This window comes from Chitinophaga cymbidii (assembly GCF_007992715.1).
Classification (GTDB): Bacteria; Bacteroidota; Bacteroidia; order Chitinophagales; family Chitinophagaceae; genus Chitinophaga; species Chitinophaga cymbidii.
Genome location: NZ_BKAU01000005.1, coordinates 853,827 through 879,035 on the forward strand (window position 1 = coordinate 853,827; position 25,209 = coordinate 879,035).

The 25,209-nt window shown below is 45.8% G+C and carries 22 protein-coding genes; 9 read left to right on the forward strand and 13 right to left on the reverse strand.

Annotated elements, in window-relative coordinates:
• Positions 1-30 precede the first annotated feature (30 nt).
• From CCY01nite_RS22030 to CCY01nite_RS22065, 8 genes are all read right to left on the reverse strand, one after another.
• Entirely contained in the window at positions 31-1,158 is a 1,128-nt protein-coding gene (locus CCY01nite_RS22030) for an efflux RND transporter periplasmic adaptor subunit (RefSeq protein WP_146866294.1), read from the reverse strand.
• On the reverse strand, positions 1,148-2,638 hold the full coding sequence (locus CCY01nite_RS22035) for a glycosyltransferase family protein (RefSeq protein WP_146866296.1): 1,491 nt from the start codon (positions 2,636-2,638) through the stop codon (positions 1,148-1,150). The genes CCY01nite_RS22030 and CCY01nite_RS22035 overlap by 11 nt, the downstream gene beginning before the upstream one ends.
• A 29-nt stretch (positions 2,639-2,667) precedes the next feature.
• Positions 2,668-4,512 (reverse strand): hypothetical protein, encoded by a 1,845-nt coding sequence (locus CCY01nite_RS22040; protein WP_146866298.1) that lies wholly within the window; start codon positions 4,510-4,512, stop codon positions 2,668-2,670.
• On the reverse strand, positions 4,509-5,171 hold the full coding sequence (locus tag CCY01nite_RS22045; protein WP_146866300.1) for a hypothetical protein: 663 nt from the start codon (positions 5,169-5,171) through the stop codon (positions 4,509-4,511). Before CCY01nite_RS22045 ends, CCY01nite_RS22040 begins: the two co-directional genes overlap by 4 nt.
• 4 nt (positions 5,172-5,175) lie before the next feature.
• Positions 5,176-6,396: a DUF4934 domain-containing protein gene (locus CCY01nite_RS22050; RefSeq protein ID WP_146866302.1), complete on the reverse strand. Its 1,221-nt coding sequence runs from the start codon at positions 6,394-6,396 to the stop codon at positions 5,176-5,178.
• A gap of 136 nt (positions 6,397-6,532) precedes the next feature.
• The gene (locus CCY01nite_RS22055) at positions 6,533-7,021 is read right to left on the reverse strand and encodes a hypothetical protein (protein WP_146866304.1); all 489 of its coding nucleotides are present in this window, start codon (positions 7,019-7,021) and stop codon (positions 6,533-6,535) included.
• A 69-nt stretch (positions 7,022-7,090) separates the two neighbouring features.
• Positions 7,091-8,452, reverse strand: a complete 1,362-nt coding sequence (locus tag CCY01nite_RS22060) for a glycosyltransferase family 39 protein (RefSeq protein ID WP_146866306.1) — start codon at positions 8,450-8,452, stop codon at positions 7,091-7,093.
• A 166-nt stretch (positions 8,453-8,618) separates the two neighbouring features.
• Entirely contained in the window at positions 8,619-8,861 is a 243-nt protein-coding gene (locus CCY01nite_RS22065) for an HTH domain-containing protein (protein WP_146866308.1), read from the reverse strand.
• Positions 8,862-8,981: 120 nt separating this feature from the next.
• Here CCY01nite_RS22065 and CCY01nite_RS22070 point away from each other — a divergent pair, with 120 nt between their 5' ends.
• Positions 8,982-12,137: an efflux RND transporter permease subunit gene (locus CCY01nite_RS22070; protein ID WP_146866310.1), complete on the forward strand. Its 3,156-nt coding sequence runs from the start codon at positions 8,982-8,984 to the stop codon at positions 12,135-12,137.
• Between the two features lie 23 nt (positions 12,138-12,160).
• Here CCY01nite_RS22070 and CCY01nite_RS22075 read toward each other — a convergent pair whose 3' ends face one another.
• Positions 12,161-14,500 (reverse strand): TonB-dependent receptor, encoded by a 2,340-nt coding sequence (locus CCY01nite_RS22075; protein ID WP_146866312.1) that lies wholly within the window; start codon positions 14,498-14,500, stop codon positions 12,161-12,163.
• A gap of 365 nt (positions 14,501-14,865) precedes the next feature.
• Here CCY01nite_RS22075 and CCY01nite_RS22080 point away from each other — a divergent pair, with 365 nt between their 5' ends.
• Positions 14,866-15,426, forward strand: coding sequence for a Riean_0653 family protein (locus CCY01nite_RS22080; protein ID WP_146866314.1), 561 nt, complete (start codon positions 14,866-14,868; stop codon positions 15,424-15,426).
• A 38-nt stretch (positions 15,427-15,464) separates the two neighbouring features.
• The gene (locus CCY01nite_RS22085; RefSeq protein ID WP_146866316.1) at positions 15,465-18,521 is read left to right on the forward strand and encodes a T9SS type A sorting domain-containing protein; all 3,057 of its coding nucleotides are present in this window, start codon (positions 15,465-15,467) and stop codon (positions 18,519-18,521) included.
• A gap of 196 nt (positions 18,522-18,717) precedes the next feature.
• On the opposite strand, the gene CCY01nite_RS22090 is transcribed toward CCY01nite_RS22085, so the two are convergent.
• Positions 18,718-18,906 carry a hypothetical protein gene (locus CCY01nite_RS22090; RefSeq protein ID WP_246130005.1) on the reverse strand — a complete coding sequence of 63 codons (189 nt, stop codon included), beginning with the start codon at positions 18,904-18,906 and terminating at the stop codon, positions 18,718-18,720.
• Positions 18,907-18,953: 47 nt separating this feature from the next.
• Complete coding sequence (locus CCY01nite_RS22095; RefSeq protein ID WP_146866320.1) at positions 18,954-19,697, reverse strand: hypothetical protein; 744 nt, start codon at positions 19,695-19,697, stop codon at positions 18,954-18,956.
• Positions 19,698-19,994: 297 nt separating this feature from the next.
• Between CCY01nite_RS22095 and CCY01nite_RS22100 the strand changes: the two genes are divergently transcribed.
• A complete protein-coding gene (locus CCY01nite_RS22100; protein WP_146866322.1) occupies positions 19,995-20,216 on the forward strand; it encodes a hypothetical protein in 222 nt (73 codons plus the stop codon).
• A gap of 133 nt (positions 20,217-20,349) precedes the next feature.
• Here the strand turns inward: CCY01nite_RS22100 and CCY01nite_RS22105 are convergent, their stop codons facing one another.
• Positions 20,350-20,607, reverse strand: coding sequence for a hypothetical protein (locus CCY01nite_RS22105; RefSeq protein WP_146866324.1), 258 nt, complete (start codon positions 20,605-20,607; stop codon positions 20,350-20,352).
• 71 nt (positions 20,608-20,678) lie between these two features.
• Positions 20,679-21,011: a helix-turn-helix domain-containing protein gene (locus tag CCY01nite_RS22110; RefSeq protein ID WP_146866326.1), complete on the reverse strand. Its 333-nt coding sequence runs from the start codon at positions 21,009-21,011 to the stop codon at positions 20,679-20,681.
• A 196-nt stretch (positions 21,012-21,207) separates the two neighbouring features.
• Here CCY01nite_RS22110 and CCY01nite_RS22115 point away from each other — a divergent pair, with 196 nt between their 5' ends.
• From CCY01nite_RS22115 to CCY01nite_RS22135, 5 genes are all read left to right on the forward strand, one after another.
• Entirely contained in the window at positions 21,208-21,474 is a 267-nt protein-coding gene (locus tag CCY01nite_RS22115; RefSeq protein WP_146866328.1) for a SymE family type I addiction module toxin, read from the forward strand.
• Between the two features lie 214 nt (positions 21,475-21,688).
• On the forward strand, positions 21,689-22,018 hold the full coding sequence (locus CCY01nite_RS22120) for a YegP family protein (RefSeq protein ID WP_146866330.1): 330 nt from the start codon (positions 21,689-21,691) through the stop codon (positions 22,016-22,018).
• Positions 22,019-22,404: 386 nt separating this feature from the next.
• Positions 22,405-23,559, forward strand: a complete 1,155-nt coding sequence (locus tag CCY01nite_RS22125; protein WP_146866332.1) for a zinc ribbon domain-containing protein — start codon at positions 22,405-22,407, stop codon at positions 23,557-23,559.
• A gap of 2 nt (positions 23,560-23,561) precedes the next feature.
• A complete protein-coding gene (locus CCY01nite_RS26790; RefSeq protein ID WP_222614465.1) occupies positions 23,562-24,305 on the forward strand; it encodes a hypothetical protein in 744 nt (247 codons plus the stop codon).
• 149 nt (positions 24,306-24,454) lie between these two features.
• The gene (locus CCY01nite_RS22135) at positions 24,455-24,952 is read left to right on the forward strand and encodes a DUF3472 domain-containing protein (protein WP_146866334.1); all 498 of its coding nucleotides are present in this window, start codon (positions 24,455-24,457) and stop codon (positions 24,950-24,952) included.
• Positions 24,953-25,209 lie beyond the last annotated feature (257 nt).

Below are 25,209 nucleotides of genomic sequence, written 5' to 3' on the forward strand. Positions count from 1 at the left end.
TTTCGGGAGTGTACGGTATGTTGGTGTTGCTTATTCCTCGTTCACCGGTGTTTCATGCGCTAACTGCAGGTTGTTGGTCGTGATGGCCTTTTGCCCGTTGCTCAGGCCTTCCAGGATTTCCACTTCTTCACCGTTTTGCCTGCCGGCGACTACATAGTTCCACCGGGCCTTTCCATTTTCCAGGGTAAATACCACATTTTTCCCGTTACGTATCACCAGGGCTTCTTTGGGCACGACCAGCGTTTCCGTAAGCAGTATTTTTATTTCCGCGGTGCAATTCATGCCGGGGAAAAGGTTGTAACGGCCGGCGCCTTTTGCCGGGGACATCTTTTTTCCCTTTGCGCGCTGCATGCTGCCAACCGTCAGCCGGATACTCACCATCCCGTTTTCGTCGACGTAAGGGTTGATCTCTTGTACGGTGGCATTGAACCGCTTATCCGGAGCGGAAATGGGGCTTATTTCCGCTGCAGTGCCGGGTTGAAGCATGTGAATGTCTTCTTCCAGCACCTTCAGTTCCATGAGCAGGTCCCCCGGATCATAGACCCTGCAAAGCACATCACCGGGCTGCAGCTCCTGTCCCTTCTGCACATTGACGTCAGCAAGGATGCCGTGGAAGGGAGATTTGATGACGGCCTTGCTCAGCTCATAATTGGCTTCAATGATATCCTGCTCGGCGCCTGCAAGCCCGGTGCTGATCTTCAGCTTTTGCCTGATATCATTTGCCTCCCCGGGCGTTTTCTCTTTCAGGAGCACTTCATAGCCAAGCAGCTGGCTTTCGTATTCCTTCTCACTGTTGAACCGCTGGTGCATGGCCCGCTGTAAACGATGCTGAACAGGAACCGTTTCCATTTGCAGCAGCGTCTCATCTTTTGTGACGGATTTGCCGTTCTGCAGGTTGCAAAGCAATACTTTTCCGCTGCTTTCGCAGCGGAGCACCTGTTCTCTGCGGGACCTTATTTTTCCGTTGGACAGAATGAAGTACCCGAATGCTTTTCGCACCACCGGAGCAGTATTGACAGTTGTAATTTGCTTGTCTGTTGTTTCATCGCCGGTCCCTTTCGTTTCACCCGTATTGGCAGAAGAAAACTCGCAGGACGCTGTTGCGATGGAAAGGAGCAGGAAGGGAACAACGGCTGCATATCGTCTGTTAGTTCGCATATAGGACAAGTATTTTTTCTTCACTAAACGTACTGATATATGGAAACAGGCGGGGCATCCATGCGGGGATGGTCATTTTTCTTTCAGACAGCCCGAACGTCCGGATAAGCCGTTGCATGTCCGCATCCGCCACCAGGGATTTTCTGGCCACCAGCAGAGGGGTACGGCCCGGCAGAGATGCGATCGCAGAAGGGGACGATAGCTCATTTATATTGATCAGCGTTACATTGCCATCCTTATAGAAGTTCTCGCGCAAGCCGTTCCAGGGATGGTAGGGATTGGAGCCGCTTTCAAAGATTAGGTTGACCTGCTCATTCCTGTAGTGGTCATGTATGAATCTGGTGATCTCTTTAGTGCCGTTCCCGGCGGGTATAAATGAGCAGATGAGCAATGCAAGGGTGTTGATCGTGATGAAAACAGCGATGAGAGGGTACGAGAGTATTTTAAGACGGCGGGCGGGCAACGTTTTTTTTCTTACTTCCTGCAAGGCTAATACAAGCACAACAGGGATAAAATTGACTATCGGGAACAGAAAGCGCATTTCCTTGTGCGGAATAACGGAATGAATGGCAATGAACGGAATAAGCAGCCAGATGAACATGCTGTTCCATTTCAGGAACAAGAGCAGCGGTATAGCCAGTATGATGCTTCCTCCGATCAGGTAAAAACCGCTTTTCATCGTTTCAGTAAAGTAAAAATACCAGGGTGATACACCGAAGCCGGAAGCGGCATCCTGTATAATGTTTGTATAAAAGTAATTCCAGGCGGTAAGCGTATACTCCCCATAAAACCAGCAATCAATGAGAATACCTATTTGAATTACTGCGGCTATCGAAATGAGCAGCGTGAAGATGGCAGTTGCTTTTTCCTTTTTGACCAGCAGCAGCCAGCCCAGTAATCCCGCTATGGCGAACGCTATCTGATAGCGGAATAAAAAACTGATTCCCAGCAGTATTCCGGTGCATACGAACAAGGCATTCTTTTTCAGACGAGCGGATTGAAGCGTTGATACGGCCAGCAGCAGGAATATTCCAGACCATGTTTCCGAGGAGAACCGTACGTTTATGAACGGCAGGAACCACAGGAACCATGATAGCAGTTTATATGCCTCCTGAAAAGGCGGATTGATCAGGGGAAGTGTGCTTTTTATGAAGCGGTATATGGCTGCAAAGCAAAGGCAGGCCGTTAATATCCTGAGCCAACGCATTTGATCGTAGGGATCGGATATGCCGATGCCATTCAGGATGTTGAAGAACAGGTAGCATACGGCAGGCTGGATGGCGGACCGCATTTGCGCTTCGTATTCCCATGCCAGGTCCACCGGGTAGTTCAACCCGGATTTAAGGCCCGCGAACTCGATTATCTGGTAATGCTCGTCAGGATGATAATAGCCTTCGCTATTCCAGGCGGTGACCAGGTAGATGACTATGGCTCCTGTTATAATGAACAGGTCCCGGCTGAGCTTTAATGACTGATGCATGGTATACAGGGCTGCTATTTTAGCATATTTTACTGTTGATGTTCCCGGCTTTTTCTGACGATCTCCTGCAGGTAACCAGCGTCTGCCTGCACGAATATCCGGTCATACTCCTGCCGGTATTCCCCTAACACTTTGAGGAGAAGGGCTGTCCTGATAGCATGCATGTCCGCCAGGATATCCTGCCGGATGCTGCTTTGCAGCACCTTTTTCAGATAGGCGAAGGAAACAGGGGCCGCGTCGCTTTCTATTTTACCGGTAATTTCCACCAACGCCGAAGGATCAGGGTCAGCCAGGGTTATTTCCATGGAAGTGGTATTACAGGGGCCGGAGCCCGGGGGGCAAAGTTGCATTGTATAGCGGTATTTCCCGGGTTTCCCTTTTAACCGGTAACTTCCGTCCGGTTCCATGAACATTGTTGCGCCACCCGGATTTTCAGGATCTGCCACTGGCGAAGCAAAAGTGGGGTACAGCGCAATGCCTTTTCCGTATTTTTTCAGCGAGCGAAGGAAGGTATCGGTGTTGAGCTGATCTGCCCGGAAAGGATAACCATAGGTGACAAACGGTGTATAGATATGCTCAAAAAAATCTTCGAATGTCTGATGGGCTGAAAAGCTTTCGCTTTCCCGCAAGATTGCCCACCCCAGCAGGGAAAGGTAAATGTCGTCAGGAGAATATTTTTCGGAGAGCTTATAGTAAACGTCGTCCCATCCCGCTTCCCAGCTGTTCACCCGGATATGGCCCATGGTCCCGAGGTATCTTATAAGACCGGCGTCACCTGATTTGCGGGCTGTAATAGCAGGAGTGGCATAGACAGGGGCCAGGCCCTGCGTCAGGATCAAGTCCGGCTTGAAGCCCGTTATTTGCTTTCGGATATATCTGGATATGCCATTTTTATCGCTTCGAATGCCATAGGCGGCAGCCACTATTTTTACGTACTTCTCCTTTGCTCCGGCAGGCATTGCCAGCAGGCAACTGCTGCTGTCCGCCTGCACAAGTCTTGCAGCGAAAGGCTTGTCTCCCTTTGTGTATTCCGCCGCCTTTTCCAGCACGAGCGGAAGGATGTTTTTAAGGGAAGACAGGTGGGTGCTGCCTGCCTGGATAAAGACCCTATCATGTTCCCGCAGCGCTTCCCGGAGGCTTTTAATGAAGGAAATATCCCTTTGTACCTGCAGAGAATGGACAATTTGCTGATACAGGGGTACAAGCCTTTGCCTGTTGTATTGTTCCAGAAAGCCTTCCGGTGTGCCGTTAAAGGAGCTTCCGAAGTATGTCTTGTATTTTCTGTAAAAGTACGCTGCCTGCCTGGCTTCCGGCCTGAAATTCCATCCCGCTGTTTCAAGGCTTGCTATCTGCTGGATGTAAAAATCCTCGTACCGGAGATAATCGGCTGGCGTATAGGCAAAGTTCAGGAATGACAGCACCATGGTAAATACCGCTTCTTCAGGGTATTCGTTGATGAGGCAATGGTAAGGCCTGTTCCAGGAGGGGTCCCAGCTTTTTACAGGAATATTGTTCTCCAGGCCTATAAACCGGCAAAATCCCGCATCGCCTGATTTGAGCGCAGCATCTTCTTTTGTTGACTCAACAGGCAAATTGCGCTCTACAAGTATGATGTCCGGTTTAAAACCGGATATCTCGTTGTCAAGCTGCGTAAACATAGGGTGGTTGATGTCATGGAGATCATGGCGTGTCCCAAAGAAAACAACTTCTTTTCCATTGTGCCTGAAATGCTGTACCCCGGTGGCATAAACGCTGTCTTTATGATCCGTCCAGAATGACTTGAGCGGCTGTAATATCGATGGGTCAACCTGGCATTGCGAGAAGCATTGGTACGCGCTCCCGGCTATCAGCCCTGCTATCAGGATCAGTCTCATGATGTTTTGTTTTCTGGCCTTTTGTCAAAGAATCGCCTGGAAATGTATTCCAGATAGACCCTCGTTCTTTCGGTATTTTCCTTCATAGGAAGGAAAATCTGATGCACTGTACCATTGCCTGGAAACAAGATAAAAAGAAACGGGATGTTTTTTTTCTCGATTTCCAGACCCATCTGATCGTGCGGTACCTGAAACACGTTGTACCGGATATTGTTCAATCGTTTCCAGACGAACAGATCCCGCCTGTTGTGATAGCTGGCCATGATGATAACATTCTGTTCACCGATCCTGTCCGAAAACTCAGCCAGTGATGTAAATAATGAATCAACACAGGCGTTGCAATTGACATCCGAGTATCTCACCACCAGTTTTGGCGAAGTAACCGCCCGCGTCAGAAAACCCGGCAGATCGGACTTCCCTGTACTGTCACTATGAAAAGTAAGTTGTGCGTTCAACATTTTGCCGTTGTCGCTCACCGGCCAAACGGCATAATTCCGTTCCAGTGTGCTGAGATAACGGAGGGAATCGATCTCTGCCCTGATCAGCCCTGATGCACGGCTTTCACTATTATGCCCATTTATGAAGCTGTAGATGTTCAATGCCAATGATACCAGCAATGTGATGGTGAATATCGATATAAATAGCCTTTTTAACATCATCTGTTCAGATTTTGTTTTTTTTCAGGTTAAGGAATATCAGCACCGGGTTGTGGTCTGCTTTCAGCGTTTCCGCTATTTTAACAAGCGGATTGGAGGAAAGGTCCGCTCCTGTTCTCTTTTTCTCAGACAGCCACTCCAGCAATTCGTAACTCTCCATTTTAACAACCAGCTGATTTTCCTGGAATCCCTTATACCAGTTAAGGATCGGTATGTCCATGCCGCCAAGGCCTATCATATGGGTGTTGGCCATTGCCTTGTTATGGATTTTGTCCCATATAAATGACCGTTCGGATTGCCGGTAATTATATTTGAAGAACAGGTAATTGGACAGCTCCATCAGCCTGCCGGTAAAGATCGCATGGACATTGTTGTTGGCCTCCTTCAGTTTATCCAGGATCTTGTGGTTATTGACAAAAGCAGGAGGCAGTTTCCTTCTTTTGAAATCTATAATGTACCTGGGCGATACTGTCAGGTTGCTATGATTGAAGCTGTATATGGTATCGTTGAAAAGTTCAAAGAAGGTGGTGTTGTTGTCACTTTGCACAAAATGTTGTTCATCGATGTATGCCTTGCATTTTGCAAGTCTTTTGTCGAAAGGGAAGAACAGGCTTTCCCGCTGGTTTTTTTCTACATCCCATGCAATCAGCTTATAGCCCGCCCCGTTAATAACAGGCTCTCCCGCATTGTAGAAGAGATACTTTTCCGGCCCGTATTTGGCAAAAGCGGTCTTGTAAAAAGGTTTTAACCGGAATTCAGTTTTATAGGCGCCATCTGTGGAGTATCGGAGGATCTTGGACAAACCTGCGTCAAAAACCTCGATCCCGTTCTCATCTGCCGTACAGCGAAGGATGGAGGAGAATTCTCCCGGTCCCTGGCCTGCGGGGGATATCCTGTTAACATATTTCCCGTCTTTCGTAAAGATCAGGATGCTTTTGGAATTATACTTGTCGAATATAATGATCCGGTCATCGATCGCATATAGTGCATTGATGCTCCCGAACAGGCTTTGGTCAGTCGTTTCAAGGGGAATTACCTCGCAGGATTCGATCAGGGAATCTATCTCGGCAAACTTTGATGGATCATCATTGCTTACCGGGATGTGGACCGCATTGTCTGCCGTTCCTTTCTTTCCTTCCTGCGGAGCTGTGTTACAGGCGCCTGACAATAGTACGGCGGAGATTATTGTTGAGGTGAAAAAAGCAGATGTGCTGCAGGATTGTTTCATAGTTTTCAGTTTTTCCAGATGCTTTGAGATGAAATAGGGTATTCTCAGAAGGTCTCTTTCGTGTTATTCGTAAAAAAGGTTCAGTCAAATACCCTATTCCTGCTGCTATCCCGGTTTAAGTACGATGTCGGGCCGATTAATTTGACCCGGAAGTGCAATCTTTGTAGGTACCAACGCTTGCGCCTTCACAGTTGGCCGGCTGGCAGCCGTTGTTGCCGCCGGATTCGCAATCTGCGCGGTACTTGGTCACCGTTGTGGTGGTGTTTGTCTTAACCGTTTTCTTTCTGAATAACCATCCAAGGATGTCTGTGCTGGCGCCGGGCATTACGTTGCCGTCCTTATCGAAAGATACGGTGGTAGTAACAGTCGGGCCTGTGCCGCCGCTGCTTGTTCCTGTTGTATTGGTGACGGAGGAACTGCAGAATACTTCCACTGTTTTCCAGCAGGAGCCGCCGCTGCTTGATCCGCCGCTGCTTGAGCCCCCGGAGGTTCCGGACTGGCCGAAGACAGGTGCGCCCAGGCTTATCTCTTTTATGTCATAATGCAGCGAAGCATATTGCAGGTTCGCCACAAGGGCAAAGATCAGAAGGATGATGCCGCTTATTTTGAAAATCCGTTTTTTCATTTTACCGTTTTTTAAAGTTTAAGTACTTGATTATAGATGTGGGAAGCAGTTGCAGATCAGGCGGGCCTTCTATTTGTATTTCTTTTTCAACTCCTCAAAGTCGGCCCTTTTTTCCAGTTGTTCCTTTATTTCCATCTTCAGGGTTTCGCTATCCCGCCATATTCTTACGCGCTGGGAGGTGTACAACGAAAGTGCCGCTATGTACACGATAAACAGCGCAACTCCCGTTCTCAGGTGTTTACTCCTCAATTCCATGAATTTGTTCAGAAGAAAGCTGATCAGGAAAAAGATGCCAATCGATGATACATAAACATACCGGTCCGCTACGATCGCGTATCTGGCCAGCGGTATGATGTTCGAGACCAGCATGATATGAACGAGAAAGAAGGATATGCCGAAGAATACCCATTTCTGCCGCCAGAAATCGTACAGCAAAACGCTCACAAGCACGATGATGAACGGGTAGAACCAGAACCTCCATGGAAGCTCTTCTCCGATCTGAATAGGGAATGGGTAAATGTAGGACAGGTTAAGCGGGACCACACATTTTATAAGGTACTCAACCACGGTGTAGCAGGCGAACAATACGTTTTGATAGAACGGGTATTGCGCCTGGTCTGAAAGCACACCTTCGTTAGCAACTCCCTGCGATAACATTGTAACGATGCCAAAGAAAAGGGAAAGTGCCAGAAAGGGTATCTTTTCTACCCAGGTACTGATCTTCCGAAGATCCCGGCCCAGTGCATAGTCGAACAGCAACAGGCATACCGGCAAAGTTATGGCCTGCTCTTTTGCTCCGAAGGAGATGATAAAAAAAAGCATGCAAAGCAGGTAGTCTTTCTTTTGGTGACGACTGGCGTACCGCAGATAACAGTGCAATGAGATCAGGTAGAAAAAACTGTACAGCAGTATTTTGGAGGCGGACAGCCAGGCTACGGCTTCTACCAGGAATGGATGAATGGCCATCAGCAGGGCGGTAAAAAATGAAATGCGCCTGATGGACAGGGTTTCGAAAGCCCCATTGTTAGTCAGCAGCTTGTTGATTAGCAGGTACAATAAGACCACATTTGCCATATGGATCAAAAGACTGGCTGTATGGAACCAGAAGGGGCTGTACCCGAATAACGAATACAGCAGGATGTAATGGAACTCATTTACGGGGGCGTATTGCCCGCGATAGAATTCTGTAAGAACGTTCCACAGATTATCTGCTTTCAGGCCCTGGTCGGTATAGTAGTTGATCACAACCCACTGGTCATCCCAGTTTAGCAGGAATTTATGGGAGAACACGGGCCAGTACAATGCACCAATGCACAGAATAAGTATGCTGACAGGGAAATAGAGCTTTTTGTGCCCGATGGGGAATAGCCCGGTTTCCGGGATGGACAGTCTTGATTTCCGGGAAGCTTTATGTAGCTTGATTTGCTGCATACAGGATAAGGATATTTATGATGAACACATCACAGCAATGCGGATATAACAAGCATCCCGTTGTCAGATGAGCAACGGTAGCCAGCTTATGCCGGATCTCAACAGGGCTCCTATTCAATACACATCGAATGTACAAATTCCCACTCCAACAATAATGGAGTGCGGATCAGTTGTTTTGTCTTTCCATCTTGAAGCTGAAATCAAATCCTCCGGCGGCCTGATAATAATAGCTGCTTCTTTCCTTGCTGTAGACAATAGGGGCGCCGGATTCTTTCATGAAAGAGAGGTATTCGTATAATCGGCTTTCAGAAATTCCCAGGCGCTCGGCAAGCTGTTTGGGGGAGCCTGTAGACTTGATCTTGATAAGCCTGTCAATGGTGAGCAGTCGCTCCAGGTAACGTTTGGGCATATAGGGTGAGGGTTAATATGAAAAATCGATTTAGTAGCGGGTTCCAAGTTAATTTATTTTTATTATTTGTCAATTTTTAACATTATTTTTCTGTCATAAACATCCCTTAATCTAACCCATGTGAGGCTTTTTTTCACTCCGTTCCGGCTTCTTCTTTTGTTCTTGATATTATCAGCTTCAGGCGTGGTGGCATGTTTGTGGATACGGATCGATCTGATGCCAGGGGAAGAAGAATCTTCGCTTTTCGTTTCGTTTTCACTGCCAGGCGCTGATCCCGGTACAGTGGAAAAGGAGGTTACATCCTTACTGGAGAGTGCCTGTTCCCAACTTGAGGGAGTAGAAAAGATTGTTTCTGTTTCAAATTATGACTACGGCCATATTCAACTCAATTTTGACCGTTCGGCAGATGTGCAGTTCAAACAGATGGAGCTGTCAGCGCTTATCCGGCGGGTCTATCCTGCTTTGCCTCCTGCAGCATCTTATCCGGTAGTGTCAGGAGGTGGCAAAACGCCCGCTACATCGTTCCCGTTATTGGTGTATTCGATCAGTGCGCCCGTTCGGCCCTACAGTATTAAGCAGCGTATAGAACCCGTTATCCGGGAGGCGCTTGCAGATGTTGACGGTGTAAGGGAGATCAGTATTCCGGGTGTTGAAGATATGCAGCTGACCATTCTCTATGATAAGACGAAATGTGAGGCGCTGGGAATTGAACCGGCCAGTATAGCAGGGGGGCTCATGTCTTATTATACACCGGCCTGGCCCGGAGATGTAAAAACCGGGAGCAACCGTTATTTCTTAAGTATTCCGGCACCGCTTGCCACTGTAGAAACGATAGAGAACATGCCCATTGCTCTTCCTGATAAACAGCGCATCAGATTGAAACAGGTTGCACAGGTCCGCATAGAGGAAAGAGCGCCCCGCAGTTATTTCCGGATAAACGGCAGGGATGCTGTTACCTGTTCCATTTATGTAAACGGGAATGGGAACAGGAGCCTGTTGGCAGGAAGGATCAGGGAATTGATGCATGAGGCAGCCGCGGGTTTGGCGGAGGGTTTTGAGATGCGGCTGGACTATGACGATACCGAACTGATCACAGGGGAGATCAGGAAGAGTATGCGAAGGATCGGTTTATCGTTGGCAATATTGTTGGTCTTCATACTTGCTGCGTACCGGAGTTGGGCCCGTACCGTCATTATCGTATCGAGCCTTTGGGTAGCACTATGCCTTGCTGTTTTATTGGTTTGGCTGCTGAAGATCGATGTTAATATTTATACGGTCGCGGGCCTGGCTATTTCTTTCGGTATTATGACCGACAATGCAATCGTTGTTTTGGACTATTGCTCCCGGGGTCACCGGAAAGGCTTCTCCGGAGGACTGCTGGCCGCTAATCTTGCAACAGCTTCAGCCTTTGTACTGATCTTCCTGTTACCGGATGAAATAAAGCGGAACCTGTCAGGCCTCGCCATGGTGATCCTGATAGCGCTTAGCGCTTCTTTCGTGACGTCGATCTGGCTTACTCCGGCCTTACATCGCCTGTTAAGCCCTGGCCGCAGACACCGGGCTTTGAAAGCAGGGCGTACCATGTATCTCCGGAGGAGGAAATGGAGACAGGTAAAATTGTATTCCTCGTTTATGTCCTTCCTTTCCCTGCACCGCGCAAAATTCCTGGTGCTCGTTGTGCTGGGCTTTGGCTTGCCGGTGTTCCTGCTGCCGCTAAAGTGGGAAGGGAAAGCATGGTACCATAACTGGTACAATGCCTCTTTGGGGAGCGAGTACTATCAGCTGGAGATCAAACCGCTGGCTGATAAGTGGCTGGGAGGGGCATTGCGTTTGTTCATTACCGGTGTTGCTGAAAACAGCGGTTACCGTACCCTTGAGAAAACAACGCTTTTTGTGCGTGCAACCATGCCTTTAGGTACAACCCTGGCGCAGATGAATATCGTGGTAGCAGACGTGGAAGATTACCTCTCCGGCATCGCAGGCATTGAGAAATATGAAGCAAGCATCTATAGCGGACAGCGGGCAGCAATCGCTGTGAGCTTTAAAGAAACATACGAGCAGGCTGGACTGCCTTATCAGCTGAAGTCGGCACTCGTTTCGCGCGCGGTTGATCGTGGCGGAACAGAATGGAATATTTATGGTATTGGATCAGGTTTCAGTAATGCCATGCAAGGAGAGATGGCCGACTTCAGGATTATTTTGCGAGGGTATAACAGCAACAGTCTGGACAGGATTGCAGCCCGTCTGGAGGAGAGATTGCGGCAACAGAAGCGGGTATCGAGGATCAATACCAACGAGAGGCTCGGTTATGATCAGAAGGAAAATAAAGCGTATTATCTCGATCTTGATGCCGCGAAAGCCGCGTTGCATAACACCAGCGGGGCAGAAATATCAGCCAGGGTCAGGGGCTTAACAGCAGCAAGGGAACTGCCGGTCAGGCTGCCCCTGGGCGGTCGTTACCTGCCCGTTGTGCTGGAAGAGCAGCGGGCAGCTGAATATTCGTATTATGATCTGCTGAACCGAACTGTTCATCTCGACAGAACAAGGGCCGTGAAATTAGGAGGGCTGGGCGCCGCCGGATACAGCAATACGTTGAATAGCATTTATAAGGAAGACAGGCAGTACGTTCGGGTGGTAGGATTCGAGTTTAACGGAACGGCGGCATTCGGTAATTCCTTCACGAAAGATCTCGTAAAGGAGGTAGCCGTTGAGTTGCCCCTCGGCTATTCGATCGAACAGCAAAACTGGAGCGGGATACAGGATATGGCTAGCAGCTTTTGGGTGGTATTGTTGGCGCTGGTTGCCGTGCTTTTCTTTATATATAGTGTAATGCTGGAGAATTTAAGGAAGCCTTTCTTTATCATTATCATGATCCCTGTCTCCTTCATTGGTATATTGCTTACGTTCTCTTTGAACAGCTTTTGGTTTGATCAGGGGGGCTATGCAGCATTTGTGATGGTTGGGGGGCTGGTTTCCAATGCAGGTGTTTTTATTGTGAATGATCTCAATAAACTGAAGAAGGCCGGCGGGAAACGGAATGAGAACAAGCTTCTCGTCAAGGCGGTCCTGCACAGGTCAGGCGCCATTTTGCTTACCATTCTTTCCACCTGTTTGGGTTTATTGCCTTTTCTTATGGACGGGCCTGCCGAAGCATTTTGGTTTTCCCTTGCCGCGGGTACCATTGGGGGATTGCTGTTCTCTCTGCCGACAGTTTTCGTCATTTTGCCCGTTTTGCTTTGGAAAAAAGTCCAGGCCAGCGGTGAATTTTACCCATAATTTTTTTCAATGTCATACGACAATCAGAACTTTATTGCCAGATCTATTGAGAAGTTCCTTGTTGGATAGTAGATGCCGTAAGAATCCCAGTATTGCGCATCTCCGATGTTGTTCAGCTTAAAACCTGCGCGCCATTTGGTATTTTCATAAAATAGCGTTCCGTTCACTACGGTATAAGCCGGTATTGTCAACGTATTGCCATCGTCAAAAAAGCTTTTGCTTACGCTATTGCCGCCGGCTCCTATGCCCCAGTTTTGCAGTACGCTGTTGTGAAATTTATAGCTAACCCAGTAAGTGGCTATATTACGCGGCGCGCCGGCAACTATGTTGCCCTGGTTTTTGGCAGCTTTAACGATCTTGTTTTCATTATAACCGTAACCCAATATCACGTTAAGACCTTCCACCGGGTTAGCCAGCACATCCAGCTCAAACCCGCTGCTTTGCTGCTGCCCGTCCTGCCTTGTAAATTGCTTGTTATCGATGATCTCATTGCGCAGGGCATTGTCTATATTGATTGTATAATAGCTAAAGGTTGTATTGACCTTCCCATTCAGCAACTCGCTTTTTATACCCACTTCCCATTGATTGGCATAAACGGGCTGGACATTCAGAACAGATCCATCCGGCTGTTCTATCTGCGGATTGTTGTTCTGGAAGCCGTTCATATAGTTGCCAAACAGGGATACTTTATTTTTAACTACCTGGTAAACCAGTCCTAATTTGGGAGAAAGGGAGTTTTGCTCATATCCACCCGGATTAAAACCGCCCGTTTTCTGTATGAATCTGTCAAAACGGAGGCTGAGCATAGCATACAAGCGGTCGCTTATATTCAGCACTTCCGATACATAAGCGCCTATATACTGATTTTGCGAAGTGCCGCGGCTGGAAACCCGCTCCGGTTGCAACAGTATCTTGTTTGCATGTTCCTTGGTGATGAGCTTGTAAGTATTGTGAATGTTGATCGTGTCAAAATTCGGAGCGCTCTTGCTCATACCATTTGCATAGTAATCGGTATAGCTTACCCCCAGCAGTAAAGTATGTTTCAGCGCGCCCGTATTGAACTTACCGACAAAATTCTGTTGTGCGTTGGTGAATGTATTCTTTATTGGTCCCCATATACCTACATATCTCGCCAGACTATCCTTGGCAACCCAGGTATTATACGTTTGATAGCTATATTCTGTAAGCTCGTTTACATAGGAAATATTGGTGGATGAGGTCCACTGATCGCTGATCCTGTATTTAGCTTCTACAAAGTATTTCTGGGATTGCGTTTTGGAATCAAGATCATTGTCGTATACCGAGGCGCTGTATGGCAAGGGAATGTCTTCAAAGCTGGTATAGCCGGTTTTGGCAACATTCACGGTAGTATAAGTTGGTCTTGATGAATTTGCGTTAAATATTTCCGCATCAAACAGCACCGTCAGCTTTTCATTCACTTTATACAATACACTCGGCGCAAATGCAAAACTGCTCACCCGTCCGAAATCGCTAAAGCTGTTTTGGCGTTGAATCGCCGTGTTGACACGTGCCAGCACGGTTTTGTCTTTATTCACAGGCGCATTGATGTCGGCCGTTAGCCTTGAAAGCCCGAAACTTCCTACCGTTAACCCGGTAGTACCGAAGAAGGTTTCGCCGGGCTTTTTCGTTACCAGGTTTACCACACCGCCAAATGATGATGCTCCGGTACCGAACAATGTTCCGGAAGGCCCCTTTATAAATTCAATACGTTCAATATTGGACACGTCGGCGCTGGACCGGCCCAGGTCTGAGCGTAATCCGTTACGGGCGCCAATACCGGTACTAAAGCCGCGGGACATTGTACCAACGCCTCCGCTGGGATAGGAAACAGGCACTACGCCGGGAGCGGCCTTCAGAGCATCCTGCATGTTCGTCACCACCTGTTCTTTCAGCAGCTCGTTACTCACAATATTATACACCTGTGGGTTTTCGAGATTATTGATGGGCATTCTTGCCACATAATCCGTCTGCTTATCCACTATTTTATGGCGACCGCCTGTAATCACAACTTCATCCAGCTGCTTTTTGGAAATGGTCAATTCCATGGTAACGGCAACCGTTCTGTTATTCTCTACAGTTACGCTACGGGTAATGGTCTCATAGCCTGGCAACGATATTTGCAGTTCATAGCTTCCTTCATTTATATTGCGCAGCGTGAATTTCCCTTTCTCGTCCGTTAATGTGCCGCGGTTGGTTCCCTTTAAGGCTACTCTAACACCGGGCGCGGGGTCACCATCGACCGTAAATACCTGTCCGGTTACTATGCCCTTTCCGTCTTCAGTATTGGCAAAAGAGAGTACTGTAGCTGATATACAGCATAGCAATAGTATAAAAAATCTCATGTTGATATATTTGGCACGAAAGTATACAAGACTCCGGTAGATGGTTTACGAGATGCGGAAAAAAAAGTTTCATAGCGGGGGCGACGCGGGGATGGGGTGGGAGCGGGATTTACGAGATGCGGAAAAAGATTTACATAACTGGATAGGTGTATTTTTGATACTGGTTCTGATTCCTTTCGGAAGTCGTGAACCGACCCTGGTTTATAAGGGAGTTGCCAACTTTGTTTATTGATGAGTTTGTCTATATCTAAATGGGGCGTTTGGGCATGAATCGCTCTAAATAAAACATATTTGATTGGCTTTTTCATTTGAATTTGTTATATTTGGTTAGCCCATAATATATGTCCATGCTTCAATAAATCCCTATGAAAAAGGTCATTTTATCACTGTTTGTTTTATCCGTTATCGTGACAAGTTTACATTGTAAAAAGGAGAGAGGTTCCAAGCCTCCGGCTGGGGATCAGCTTCCTCCTATTACCCAGGAAGGTAAACATACAATCGGATTTAAGATAGGTGATGAAGTAATAATACCAAAAGGCTTTACGGGAGTCAGTAATCCAACTGTGATCTACGATCCTACCCTCGAAGGCGGGTCGCTTAGTATTAGCATGTACCATATTAATAAGAAAGATTCCATTGAACAGTTCCTTATCATCGGTGCCAAGAACCTATATAAAACAGGAACCTATCGGATTGCCTCCCCCATGGAAGATGTAGGCATCAAGTTTTCAAAGATTTTCGTTAACACAAATACAGGCTGCGATTACAATTTCCGGGATGATGATGTTAAGCAAACGGGTAGTTTGAAAATTACACGCCTGGACCTTTCTGCGCAGATTATTTCAGGGACCTTTTCCGTTGTGATGATCAAAAGTGGGTGCGATACTATATCTATTAAAGACGGCCGCTTTGATCTCAGACTATAAATGCTGGCAATTTTCATTAACTAAATAATATTTTTGCCATGACCCGAAAATTTACCCTTTTCGTATGCCTGATTGTGTACGCAAAGATCGCTTTATCCCAAACCTCTGCTGACTCTCTGCGCCAGGACATTAACCGGATTGTACAGCCGCTCGACAAGTCCCAGGTACCCTTTGGGATGCTTGAAGAATATGGCCTGGGACTACTCCCACTGGATGTATTTAAAGGCACGCTTACTGACAGTACCGTGGCAGATATCAAAATCTGGCGCGGTTTGTATGCGAGCCTGTATACCAGCAGAATTTATGGAGCGAATCCGATGGCTACCTTGCAGGCAGTCAATACTACATTGCAAACGGAGTTGCAGTCGGACAGTACCTCAATTCCGGTAGCCATCATGGATTATAACTATAGCGCATTTCGACCTGATGCCATCAGTGCTGGCTTGATATCGTCACAGAATGGACAACTTTTTGATGTTCCCAACAGACCTGTAAGCCCATATTTACAAAGGAACTGTTTTGCAGCGGCACCTCTTAAATACTGGAGTAGTGGACAACCTTCCCTTCTTTTTAAGCAAAATTTATACTATAGTAATCGTGGAAAAACGATATCGACTATCAAAGTCAATTTTGGAGACGGAGGCGGGCTACGTACCGCTTCATTTGGAGTGCCTTTGACGGCAAATTATGCTAATAATGGAACCTATAATATCGCAGTGCAGGTTACTTATACCGACAACTCTATCATGCAATGTTATGCCAAGCTTGAAGTAGTAGACGTAGGAATAGGAACCGCACGGTATAATCAATTTCCAGATGACCAACAGTTTTTCTTTGGGACGGTAAATCATAGCGGAGCCACCGTTTCCATTGCCTATAGCCAAAGTAATACAACATGGCAGATCAGGAAGCCGCTGATCGTTGTGGAGGGATATGATGTAAGTGCCATTGCGCCAAACGTACAAAGTAATTATGAATATCGCCATTTTATAGCTGCCTTAGAGGGACCGGGAGCCACTTATGATTTCAATGATGAGCTGGATATGGCAGACTACGACATTGTGTTTGTTGATTTTTGGGACGGCACTGATGATATCAGGCGCAATGCAGTTTTGGTGGAGGAGGTAGTTACCTGGGTTAACCAACAGAAAGCACTTGCCGGCAGTACGGAGCAAAATGTTGTACTTGGACTCAGCATGGGCGGTTTAGTAGCCAGATATGCGTTGGCAAATATGACAAAACAAAGTATCAATACGGGCACGCGCCTGCTGATCACACATGATAGTCCTCATAGAGGCGCTAATGTTCCTATCGGGGTACAGCACCTGATCTCCATTCTGAATTTGGCTGATTTCTTGCCGGACGGTATGAAAATCACCGACTTGGTACCCGAACTAACCGAAGCTCAGGCGGTAGCAGATGCGCCTGCTACGCAACAGCTGCTGCTATTGCGATCAGAGATCACAGTTCCCGGTTTTTATAGTGTTGCGTTTAATACCTTTTTGGATAATGAGTATCGTACGATGATCACATTCCCGACTACTGGTCCGCAACCAACCTACCGGATGATAGCAACCAGCCTTGGATCACAATGCGGTAACCCAATACTTGCACCCGCAACAAAATTACTGGATATAAGAGGTAAATTTCGTTTATCTGTCCTGATATTTAGGTCGAACTATTATCTGGATTTACAAGCATGGGCGTTAAATGGTACCAATGGGCTGTCTGATGTAACGGACATCAGGTTTCATACGAATAAGACACTATTATTTCTACCGATTAGCCGCACTCTTTACCACAGAAATATAAAATGGGATCCGGGAGCTAATAATGTCCCTGCCTGGGATATTCTCCCCGGGGGAACACAAAGCACACTATCGCAAGTAGGGGGCGCCCCATCACAGATACCTGACCATAGAAAGAATGTTTTTTGGTTTATCTGGGCTAAGGTATCTTCAGAGGTGAATGTGGCATTGGGGGAGAGTTTTTGTTTTGTACCGGTTGTTAGCGCGTTGGATGTCTCGACAATTACTTCCAGTAGCTTGAACGGCAGGTATATTAATGGCTACACCCAATACACTTCAAGGATGAGCACCTTTATTGCGCAGGAACAATTCTCCGGAGGAGGTAGCCAACATTTTAATCAAGAACATTTGGCTTTTACAGCGAGGAATGCCAGATGGATGTTTAATGAAATGGAGGGGCTTTCCAATGCAGAGAATTGCGCAACGGAATGCACAATGGAGGTTGCCTCTAATATTACCGGCCCTGATGAGTTCTGCACTACCGGTAGTTACCAGGTAGGAGGATCCATTCCGCCTGGTTCGTCTATTACATGGACGGCCTCTCCTGTGGGTGTAGTCACTTTTTCCCCAAGCGGAAACAGTGTCAATGTCACAAAGGTTGCAAGCGCATTCGGGCAGCCGGTAACGATCAATGCATTCCTGAATAATTCCTGCGGGAATCACCGTATATCTACGAGAAACATTGATGTTGGGGCGCCTTCTGTGTATGATGGTGTATCTGTCCTGGGAGGAAATGTCAGCGGGGCGATTATCAACATGGACAATACTTTTGGGACAATTACATTAGCGCCCGCAAACTCATACACTTCAGCTACCTGGACCCAGGTATCGGGCAGCTATCCTCAGTTTAGATTTTTCCCTGGGAATAGTGGCCGTTATGTAAACATTGATTTTAGATTTAATGCTCCTACCGGAGCTGCGGCATATCTTAATGTAGTGGCTAATCATGCATGTGGACAATCGTACGGTCAATTTAATATTTATTACAATGGAAGTGGGGGACTTATGGTAGCGCCGAATCCTGCCATTAATTCTGTTCGGGTGGAATTGGGCGGAATTCATAACAACGGGGAAACCAGTATTGCGCTTGGATCCAATACTTACAAGAACGGTATTCAACGAATTCAGATGGTAGATAAAATGGGAAATATCGTTATGGAAAGATTGTATTCGGGAAACGTAAATGCCACGACATTGGACGTGTCGTCCTTGCGTAACGACATATACATTATTCGTGTATTCGATGGGCAGCAGTGGGTTTCAAGGCAAATTGTCGTGCAGCATTAGCTAACGTCAACTAGATGATGCAATCTCGAAACGTCTAAAAATCCGTTTGGCTTACTTTTAAAACGGATGGCTAAACCGATTCTTTAGTTTCTTAATTTGGTCACTTACAAATTCTCCTATAGGTCAAGGTGTTTAATTCATCTAGTATAGTACTTTACAACAAACGCCCCGGGACCCCCCGGGGCGTTACGTTTTCCTATTCTTCACCTTTCACCACCGCCTGGCTCACGGCCGTCATCACACTGCCGGCAACGATCAGGTATCCGCCGATGCGGATAACGATCTCCGGCAAAGCTTCGGGTGTAGTGGCCAGTACACCGCCCGCTGCTACTAACGACAGGCCGATGGCGCGGAGCTTACGGAAGAATGGGGGCGTTTTTGACATGAATCGCTCTTTGATGCCCATAGTGTTCCGTTTTAGGAGGTGAAAGATCAGGCAACGTTGTCAGACACCGCTACGAAGGCAAGCGCATTGCTCTGTTTGGCGCCCACTGCATAGTCCTTTCCGTTGGTGTGCTGGTAGAAGGAAAGTCCCAATGCGAGGATCAGCGTGTTATCGCCGATCACCGGCACCTGTACCTCCAGTTCCAGCTGCGGGTTCACTTCGTTCGCGATCACCAGCATGCCCGATTCGAGCGTTGCGGTAATATGATCGCGGTTGCCGAAGTTGATCGCCGCGCCCGCAAGTGTGAACTTGTAGTGCGTAGCCGCTTCGCTGCTTTCGATCAGTTTGGACGGGTTGAGGGCGGGGACCACCACCTTCATGTTCCCGGTTTCCCGGTCGATCGTAGTTGTGTACGGCACTTTGAGCGCGGTGCTGAGGGCTTTGTTGTCGTTCAGCTCAAAGCCTTCCAGCAGTTCCATGTCCGCCTCCACGAAGTTGCGCAGGCCGCGCGGGCTCACGGAGTCCGTTTTCAGGATCATGCCCAGTTCGGACGAGAGCCGTTTGGTGAGGGCCGGCGCATCGATGTCGTTGATGATCGATGCGAAGGAACGGCGGATCAGCTTGCCCGCTTGTGCGGCGCGTGCGAACTCGCTCAGGTTTTCCGTTACGCGCTCGCTGATGGTTTTTCTGCCTGCAGGTTTCTGGCGGGCGAAGTTGCCGTCTTTGGTGTGGTAGAACACCACGTTGCCAAGAGCGCCTTCCAGTTGCATCAGGCCTATTTGTTTAGCCATTGTAGTAAGTTTTAAGAGAAGTAAATGGACGCTGTTGAAGGCCAGCATCCGTTCAGCCTTTCATCATAACATCCCGGCGACGTCTTTCCGGTCTGTTATGTTCCGGTACCGATGATGCAAAGCTCGCACGCAAACTGATCGTTTCAAAATCACCGTGCCGGATGTGCCGAATATGCCGAATATGCCGTTTTTGCCGCATGAAAACAGGAAATTTCGTATATTCATCAACCATATTTGACCCTGTTCCAAGCTTAACCCTACAAATCCCTGCATATGGAAATCTCTATGCATTTGCTTATGACAATCATGGAATGTTACTTCCTTGCAGCTGCAAAGCTGGTCATCCACGCAAAAGAAGTCGCCCAGATCGCAGATGTGGCGGAACGCACCGCCAGGAAGATCCTGCACCAGATCCGTGTAAAGCTGAACAAGACGAAGGATATGTTCGTCACCATCGAGGAGTTTTGCGCGCACAAGGGTTTGAACGCCGATGAAGTAAGGCGGCAGCTCCGGGGTTGACCCGTATCAAACCCGGGGATTACCGGGGGATTATCCATGGATCATCCATGGCATATCCATGGTATACCCATAGATACGAAAAGTAGCCGGTACTGATTTAACACGGCTGAGGGAATCGTATATGCTTTCCGGTTTATTTTCTATTGGAGCTGAGGATGATCATCAGGATGATGATGAGCGCATACCAGATAGGGGTGATCTGTTTCTTTTCCTCTCTTTTGCGAATGATGAAAATGGGAGAAACCGCGATGGTACACAAAAATGTTTGTGCGATGATGGGGAAGTTTGCTTTTCTTCTTTTGTGAAAGTGTTTGTTGACCTCCAGGAACAAACAAAAAGGGCCTGAAGGAACCATGATGTTCAGGCATAGTACGAGGATGATTTTCTTCATCTTTTCTAATGGATTTTGGTTTACAGGGTTAACAGTAAATGCAGCCAGATGTTTAGCATGCGGCGGGATTTTTACTTCAAAATTTGCTGCAATCGATTTTTTGTGATGAAAGCTTCTATAACGGCGAGGATGTGGTGGATGTCTTCGGTGGGGAGTGTTTCTATTTCGTGGAGTTTGGTGGTGAGGGGGCGGGAATCGTTGCGGAGGTCGATGCCGAATACGAGGCTGTCGAGCGAGGTGTTGAGGGCTTTGGCGATTTTGGCGGCCATGTCTATGGAGGGGCTGATGGCGTCGCGTTCGTAGCGGCTGATCATGTCTTTACTCGTACCTACGGTATCTGCGAGGTCTTGCTGCTTGATGTCTTTACTTTTTCTGATTTGGGCGATTCTGGTGCCGAATGTCATAAGGTGTGTTTTATGTTCATCGAAGGTAGACAAAATTATCTTTCCGTCATTTCTATTAGTAGCTATTTAAATATAATACTAGTTGTATTAATCATTTATTTCTATGTTAAATAGATCAAAATATCTTCTTTGATGGTAAATATGACTTGCTTGATTGTAGATTAATAAGTATCTTTATTATACAAATATTCTAATTATGATAGACAATAAAGTAAAGCGGCTTATTACAGTCGGACGTAAAGTTGAAAACAAATATGGTAAGCTTGTAGGTGTTCCTTTTCTGCGGATTGCGGGCAGGTGGTTGGAAAAGGCGGGGTTTTGCATCGGGGATATTGTGGAGGTGGATATAGCGGATGGATGCCTTGTGATCAGGAAGACGAAGAATACCTGGAGGGTTGAGAGAAAGATAGCAGTGGAAGTAGAAAAATTTATGGTGAATGAGGCGGGGGAGCGAATTGCATAACCCCGCCATTTTTTTTATGCGAAAATGATTCGCAGTTGCGATCTTATTTTTATATTGCGATATGTTTGAACCTCGTTAGTGCCCTAAGACCACGTGTAGAATTTTCTTGAAATAAATATGTGCATAACAAAATGAGGGGTTCACCCTCAATGATAAATTATTAATCTTTTTAAGGTACACCAAGTGATCTTATTTGTTCACCTAAAATATCGTTATGGGAAAATTTATCATTTCTACCCGCAGTAATGGCGAATTTCAGTTTGTTCTGAAGGCCGGTAATCATGAAACTATTCTGACCAGTGAAGGTTATACTGCCAAAGCAGGTTGCCAGAATGGAATTGAGTCTGTAAAGAAGAATTCCACGAATGAGGGGAATTATGATAAGAAGGTTTCTGCCAATGGGAAGCATTATTTTACGCTGAAGGCGGCAAATAGCCAGGTGATCGGGACCAGTGAGATGTACGAATCTTCCAATAGCAGGGATAACGGGATTGCTTCCGTTATGAAAAATGCGCCGGGGGCGGAGGTGGAGGAGAAACTATAATCCACCAATTTTTTAGTGAAACTTGATGAAAACTATTCTAACAGTAACTTTCAATTCCATTGCAAAGTCACAATTTGGAATTCATAATCCACCTATTTTCCCACATGAAGGGGGAAAGTGGATTCATTAAATACTTATGTATAAATTTATCGCAATTCAATCAAAATCAATTGCCCCATATGCAGCGATCCTGTGCCAAGTTATGTACCGATGGTTATAGAAGTGGCAAATTGAAGTATTCGAGTCACCCGATTCCGCTGTCTGATCGTCTTTATGTTCAGAAAGCCCAAATCCAAAAGAAACTTGGAATGTAAAGGGAAATCCCAATATTACGAGGTAAATGAAGTCGTCACAGTGATATTATTAAAATTTTAGAATAGAGAACGATGGAAGCAACCCAGAAAGCAATTTGTTATAACTGTTCCAAACCTCTAGGACTGACCGGGTATTTTTGCGGTGGATGCCTGACACAAGTTAAGTGCAAATCTTGTAGTTCACCATTGGAAAAAGATGATGCAGGCTGTGTCAATTGCGGAGTTCCCAAAGAGGTTAAAACCAATGCCACATCAAATACAAACACATTTCGAATGCATGAAAGCGCTGGAGAAAGAATCATAGATGCAACATTTAGTGATAATGCAGCCAAAGAATTAGCAGGCATAATAAAAGAAAATTATGCTGTAAGATTAGGGAGCCAGCAGATTGGTAATTTAACTCAGTTGCCTACAACCAATGAAATCAACCCACTGGTTGACACTTTTCAAAATGCAGAAGTTATAACACCGGAATCAAGTGTTCCGTCTCCAACCGATAGTTCAGAGTTATTACATATTGATGACGTAGAACGTTCACTAGATTGTTCAGAAAAACATTGGATTCTTATTTACGCTTTTTATATAAGTGAGTATGGTAAAAACACGTTCAATAAGGGATCTGTACAAAAACGATATAAAGAATCAAGAGATGCTGACTCAAGAATGTCTAACTTCTCTAATAGATGGAAAAGTCTGTTCCCTGACTTAATTAAAACCATAAGAACCGATGAGTTGAGATTAACTGACAAAGGAATAAACACAGCAAAGGACCTTATTGCGGGTAAATGGGTTTCGCAAGCAAGTACGGCCACAGGTGGCAAAAAATCCAAGGGAAAAAAGGAAGAAGATGAAGGAGGAAAAAGACAGGTTGTCAGAAAATCATCCAATAGCTCAACTGGCTCAAAAAGATTAACCAATATTGATTTCTATCCTTCAGGACAGGAAAGTCTTGAAGTTTTTTTCAAGAAATTTGCAGTGAAAAATGACAATGAGAGAAACTTGCTCTTTGTGTATTATTTTCAAGAAATATTAAAAAACGCTAATATTACTTTGGATCATCTATATACATGCTATGACCATCTTAATCTCAGGATTCCCGAAAATATGGATAAAAGTATAGGCAACACCAAGTCAAGAACTGGTTGGGTGGAAACAAAAGACAGGTTGAATTTGGCCTTAACAACCGCAGGTAGGAATAAAATGAAGTTTTGGGATAAAAAGAGTTAAATATGACCTTAGATCAATTTATTCGTAAAGTACCTGAATTTGATGCCCTTTCTGCTGGAAACAAGATTGAATATTTTACATACTATTTAACCGTATCGAAAGGTGCAGAAGGTATTAAAGCGAAAGATATTGACGATTGCTTTGATGTTTTAAAAACGCCCAAATATTCAAATTCCCGTCAATACCTGGCGACACATTCAAAAAAAGCGAAGGGCAAAATACCTAAGTTCATCTTTCAAAAGGGACTTTATCATTTAGAAAGAAGAAGAAGGACTGAAATTGATAAAGTATTGGGGACGCCTAAGCCCATTGCGCCAAGTGACAACTATTTTCCGTTAGAACTATTCAAAGGTACACGTGGTTATTTAGAAAGTATTGCCGGGCAAGCCGCAGCCTGCTATGATCATGGTCTTTTCGATGCCTGCTCGGTAATGACCAGAAAGTTGCTTGAGGTATTAATTATAGAAGCCTTTGAACGACATGGGATATCGGAAAATATAAAGAATGGTGCAGGGAACTTTTATTATTTGAGTGACCTGATAAATCATTTCATAAATGAAACCAACTGGAATATTGGCCGAAATGCAAAGTCCTCTTTACCTAAACTAAAGCAAATGGGCGATTTGAGTGCGCACAATAGACGTTTTTTTGCCAAAAAAATAGACGTTGATAAACAAAAGGATGATTTAAGAATTGTGCTTGAAGAGCTTATTCATCTTATTGATTATACTAATTGGGAAAAATAGTTTTTACTGCTTATTAGCATTCGAACCGATATTAAGTAGTGTTTTTACGCGAATGTAGAGCCATGAACAGCGTTTCGGAAGAAGAATATATTTATACTTGTAACCTTTGCCAGCAAGGCAAAAGCTACTAACTCCTAATCTCAATAATTATGTATACGTACTCTCCCCAGCATTCACCCTCTATCTATTTCAATTGCCGAATTAACAAAAAAGCCGTATTAATCTCACAACAGATCAAAATACCTTATTCTACGCCTTCTACTTTTTACTCGGTTCTAAACTGGAACGCGGGTGAATCATATTCTAGTGGATATGCGGGATTTCAGCAATTGGAGAATGGAGATAAAACGGCCCATTTCTCATTATGGAGCTTGGAAGAAGATCATCCGCAATTCAAACCTGTTAGACAAGTTGAGGGTGGAATTTTTGACCCTTTTACAAATGAAAAAAGGGGAAGAAAATTTGTTGCCCCCTTTGATTTTATGGAAAATGTATGGTACAAATTTGATATAGAAATAACACATCCTGATGCGAACAACACAATATACAGTTTTGTAATAACTAATGTGCAAAACGGAGAAAGCATTCAAATCGTAGAAATGAACTACCCTGTGCCTATTTCTGCATTCTTACGGTGCGTTTCTTGAGGATTTTGGTTACAATAATTATTCATCGCGCGAAATGCACATCAAGCAAGGAATGCTTAGAGAATCGAAAAATGGCGATATTATAAATTGGGGACAACAAGAATTGAGTTTCAGTAGCGAAGGCGAAATGAATTTAAACGGAGGTGCGACAGATAGTTATCTATTTCTACAAAGTGGCGATGGCATAGAACTGTCTACGCCTAACTACACAACTTTTCGGGATCCCAGCTACACTTAACAGCTTTCACTAGCAATGC

What these genes read in the sequence shown, in the direction of transcription:
- CCY01nite_RS22030 (WP_146866294.1), bottom strand. Translation starts at nt 1,158, where the DNA reads ATGCGAACTAACAGACGATATGCAGCCGTTGTTCCCTTCCTGCTCCTT.
- CCY01nite_RS22035 (WP_146866296.1), bottom strand. Translation starts at nt 2,638, where the DNA reads ATGCATCAGTCATTAAAGCTCAGCCGGGACCTGTTCATTATAACAGGA.
- CCY01nite_RS22040 (WP_146866298.1), bottom strand. Translation starts at nt 4,512, where the DNA reads ATGAGACTGATCCTGATAGCAGGGCTGATAGCCGGGAGCGCGTACCAA.
- CCY01nite_RS22045 (WP_146866300.1), bottom strand. Translation starts at nt 5,171, where the DNA reads ATGATGTTAAAAAGGCTATTTATATCGATATTCACCATCACATTGCTG.
- CCY01nite_RS22050 (WP_146866302.1), bottom strand. Translation starts at nt 6,396, where the DNA reads ATGAAACAATCCTGCAGCACATCTGCTTTTTTCACCTCAACAATAATC.
- CCY01nite_RS22055 (WP_146866304.1), bottom strand. Translation starts at nt 7,021, where the DNA reads ATGAAAAAACGGATTTTCAAAATAAGCGGCATCATCCTTCTGATCTTT.
- CCY01nite_RS22060 (WP_146866306.1), bottom strand. Translation starts at nt 8,452, where the DNA reads ATGCAGCAAATCAAGCTACATAAAGCTTCCCGGAAATCAAGACTGTCC.
- CCY01nite_RS22065 (WP_146866308.1), bottom strand. Translation starts at nt 8,861, where the DNA reads ATGCCCAAACGTTACCTGGAGCGACTGCTCACCATTGACAGGCTTATC.
- CCY01nite_RS22075 (WP_146866312.1), bottom strand. Translation starts at nt 14,500, where the DNA reads ATGAGATTTTTTATACTATTGCTATGCTGTATATCAGCTACAGTACTC.
- CCY01nite_RS22080 (WP_146866314.1), top strand. Translation starts at nt 14,866, where the DNA reads ATGAAAAAGGTCATTTTATCACTGTTTGTTTTATCCGTTATCGTGACA.
- CCY01nite_RS22085 (WP_146866316.1), top strand. Translation starts at nt 15,465, where the DNA reads ATGACCCGAAAATTTACCCTTTTCGTATGCCTGATTGTGTACGCAAAG.
- CCY01nite_RS22090 (WP_246130005.1), bottom strand. Translation starts at nt 18,906, where the DNA reads ATGTCAAAAACGCCCCCATTCTTCCGTAAGCTCCGCGCCATCGGCCTG.
- CCY01nite_RS22095 (WP_146866320.1), bottom strand. Translation starts at nt 19,697, where the DNA reads ATGGCTAAACAAATAGGCCTGATGCAACTGGAAGGCGCTCTTGGCAAC.
- CCY01nite_RS22100 (WP_146866322.1), top strand. Translation starts at nt 19,995, where the DNA reads ATGACAATCATGGAATGTTACTTCCTTGCAGCTGCAAAGCTGGTCATC.
- CCY01nite_RS22105 (WP_146866324.1), bottom strand. Translation starts at nt 20,607, where the DNA reads ATGAAGAAAATCATCCTCGTACTATGCCTGAACATCATGGTTCCTTCA.
- CCY01nite_RS22110 (WP_146866326.1), bottom strand. Translation starts at nt 21,011, where the DNA reads ATGACATTCGGCACCAGAATCGCCCAAATCAGAAAAAGTAAAGACATC.
- CCY01nite_RS22115 (WP_146866328.1), top strand. Translation starts at nt 21,208, where the DNA reads ATGATAGACAATAAAGTAAAGCGGCTTATTACAGTCGGACGTAAAGTT.
- CCY01nite_RS22120 (WP_146866330.1), top strand. Translation starts at nt 21,689, where the DNA reads ATGGGAAAATTTATCATTTCTACCCGCAGTAATGGCGAATTTCAGTTT.
- CCY01nite_RS22125 (WP_146866332.1), top strand. Translation starts at nt 22,405, where the DNA reads ATGGAAGCAACCCAGAAAGCAATTTGTTATAACTGTTCCAAACCTCTA.
- CCY01nite_RS26790 (WP_222614465.1), top strand. Translation starts at nt 23,562, where the DNA reads ATGACCTTAGATCAATTTATTCGTAAAGTACCTGAATTTGATGCCCTT.
- CCY01nite_RS22135 (WP_146866334.1), top strand. Translation starts at nt 24,455, where the DNA reads ATGTATACGTACTCTCCCCAGCATTCACCCTCTATCTATTTCAATTGC.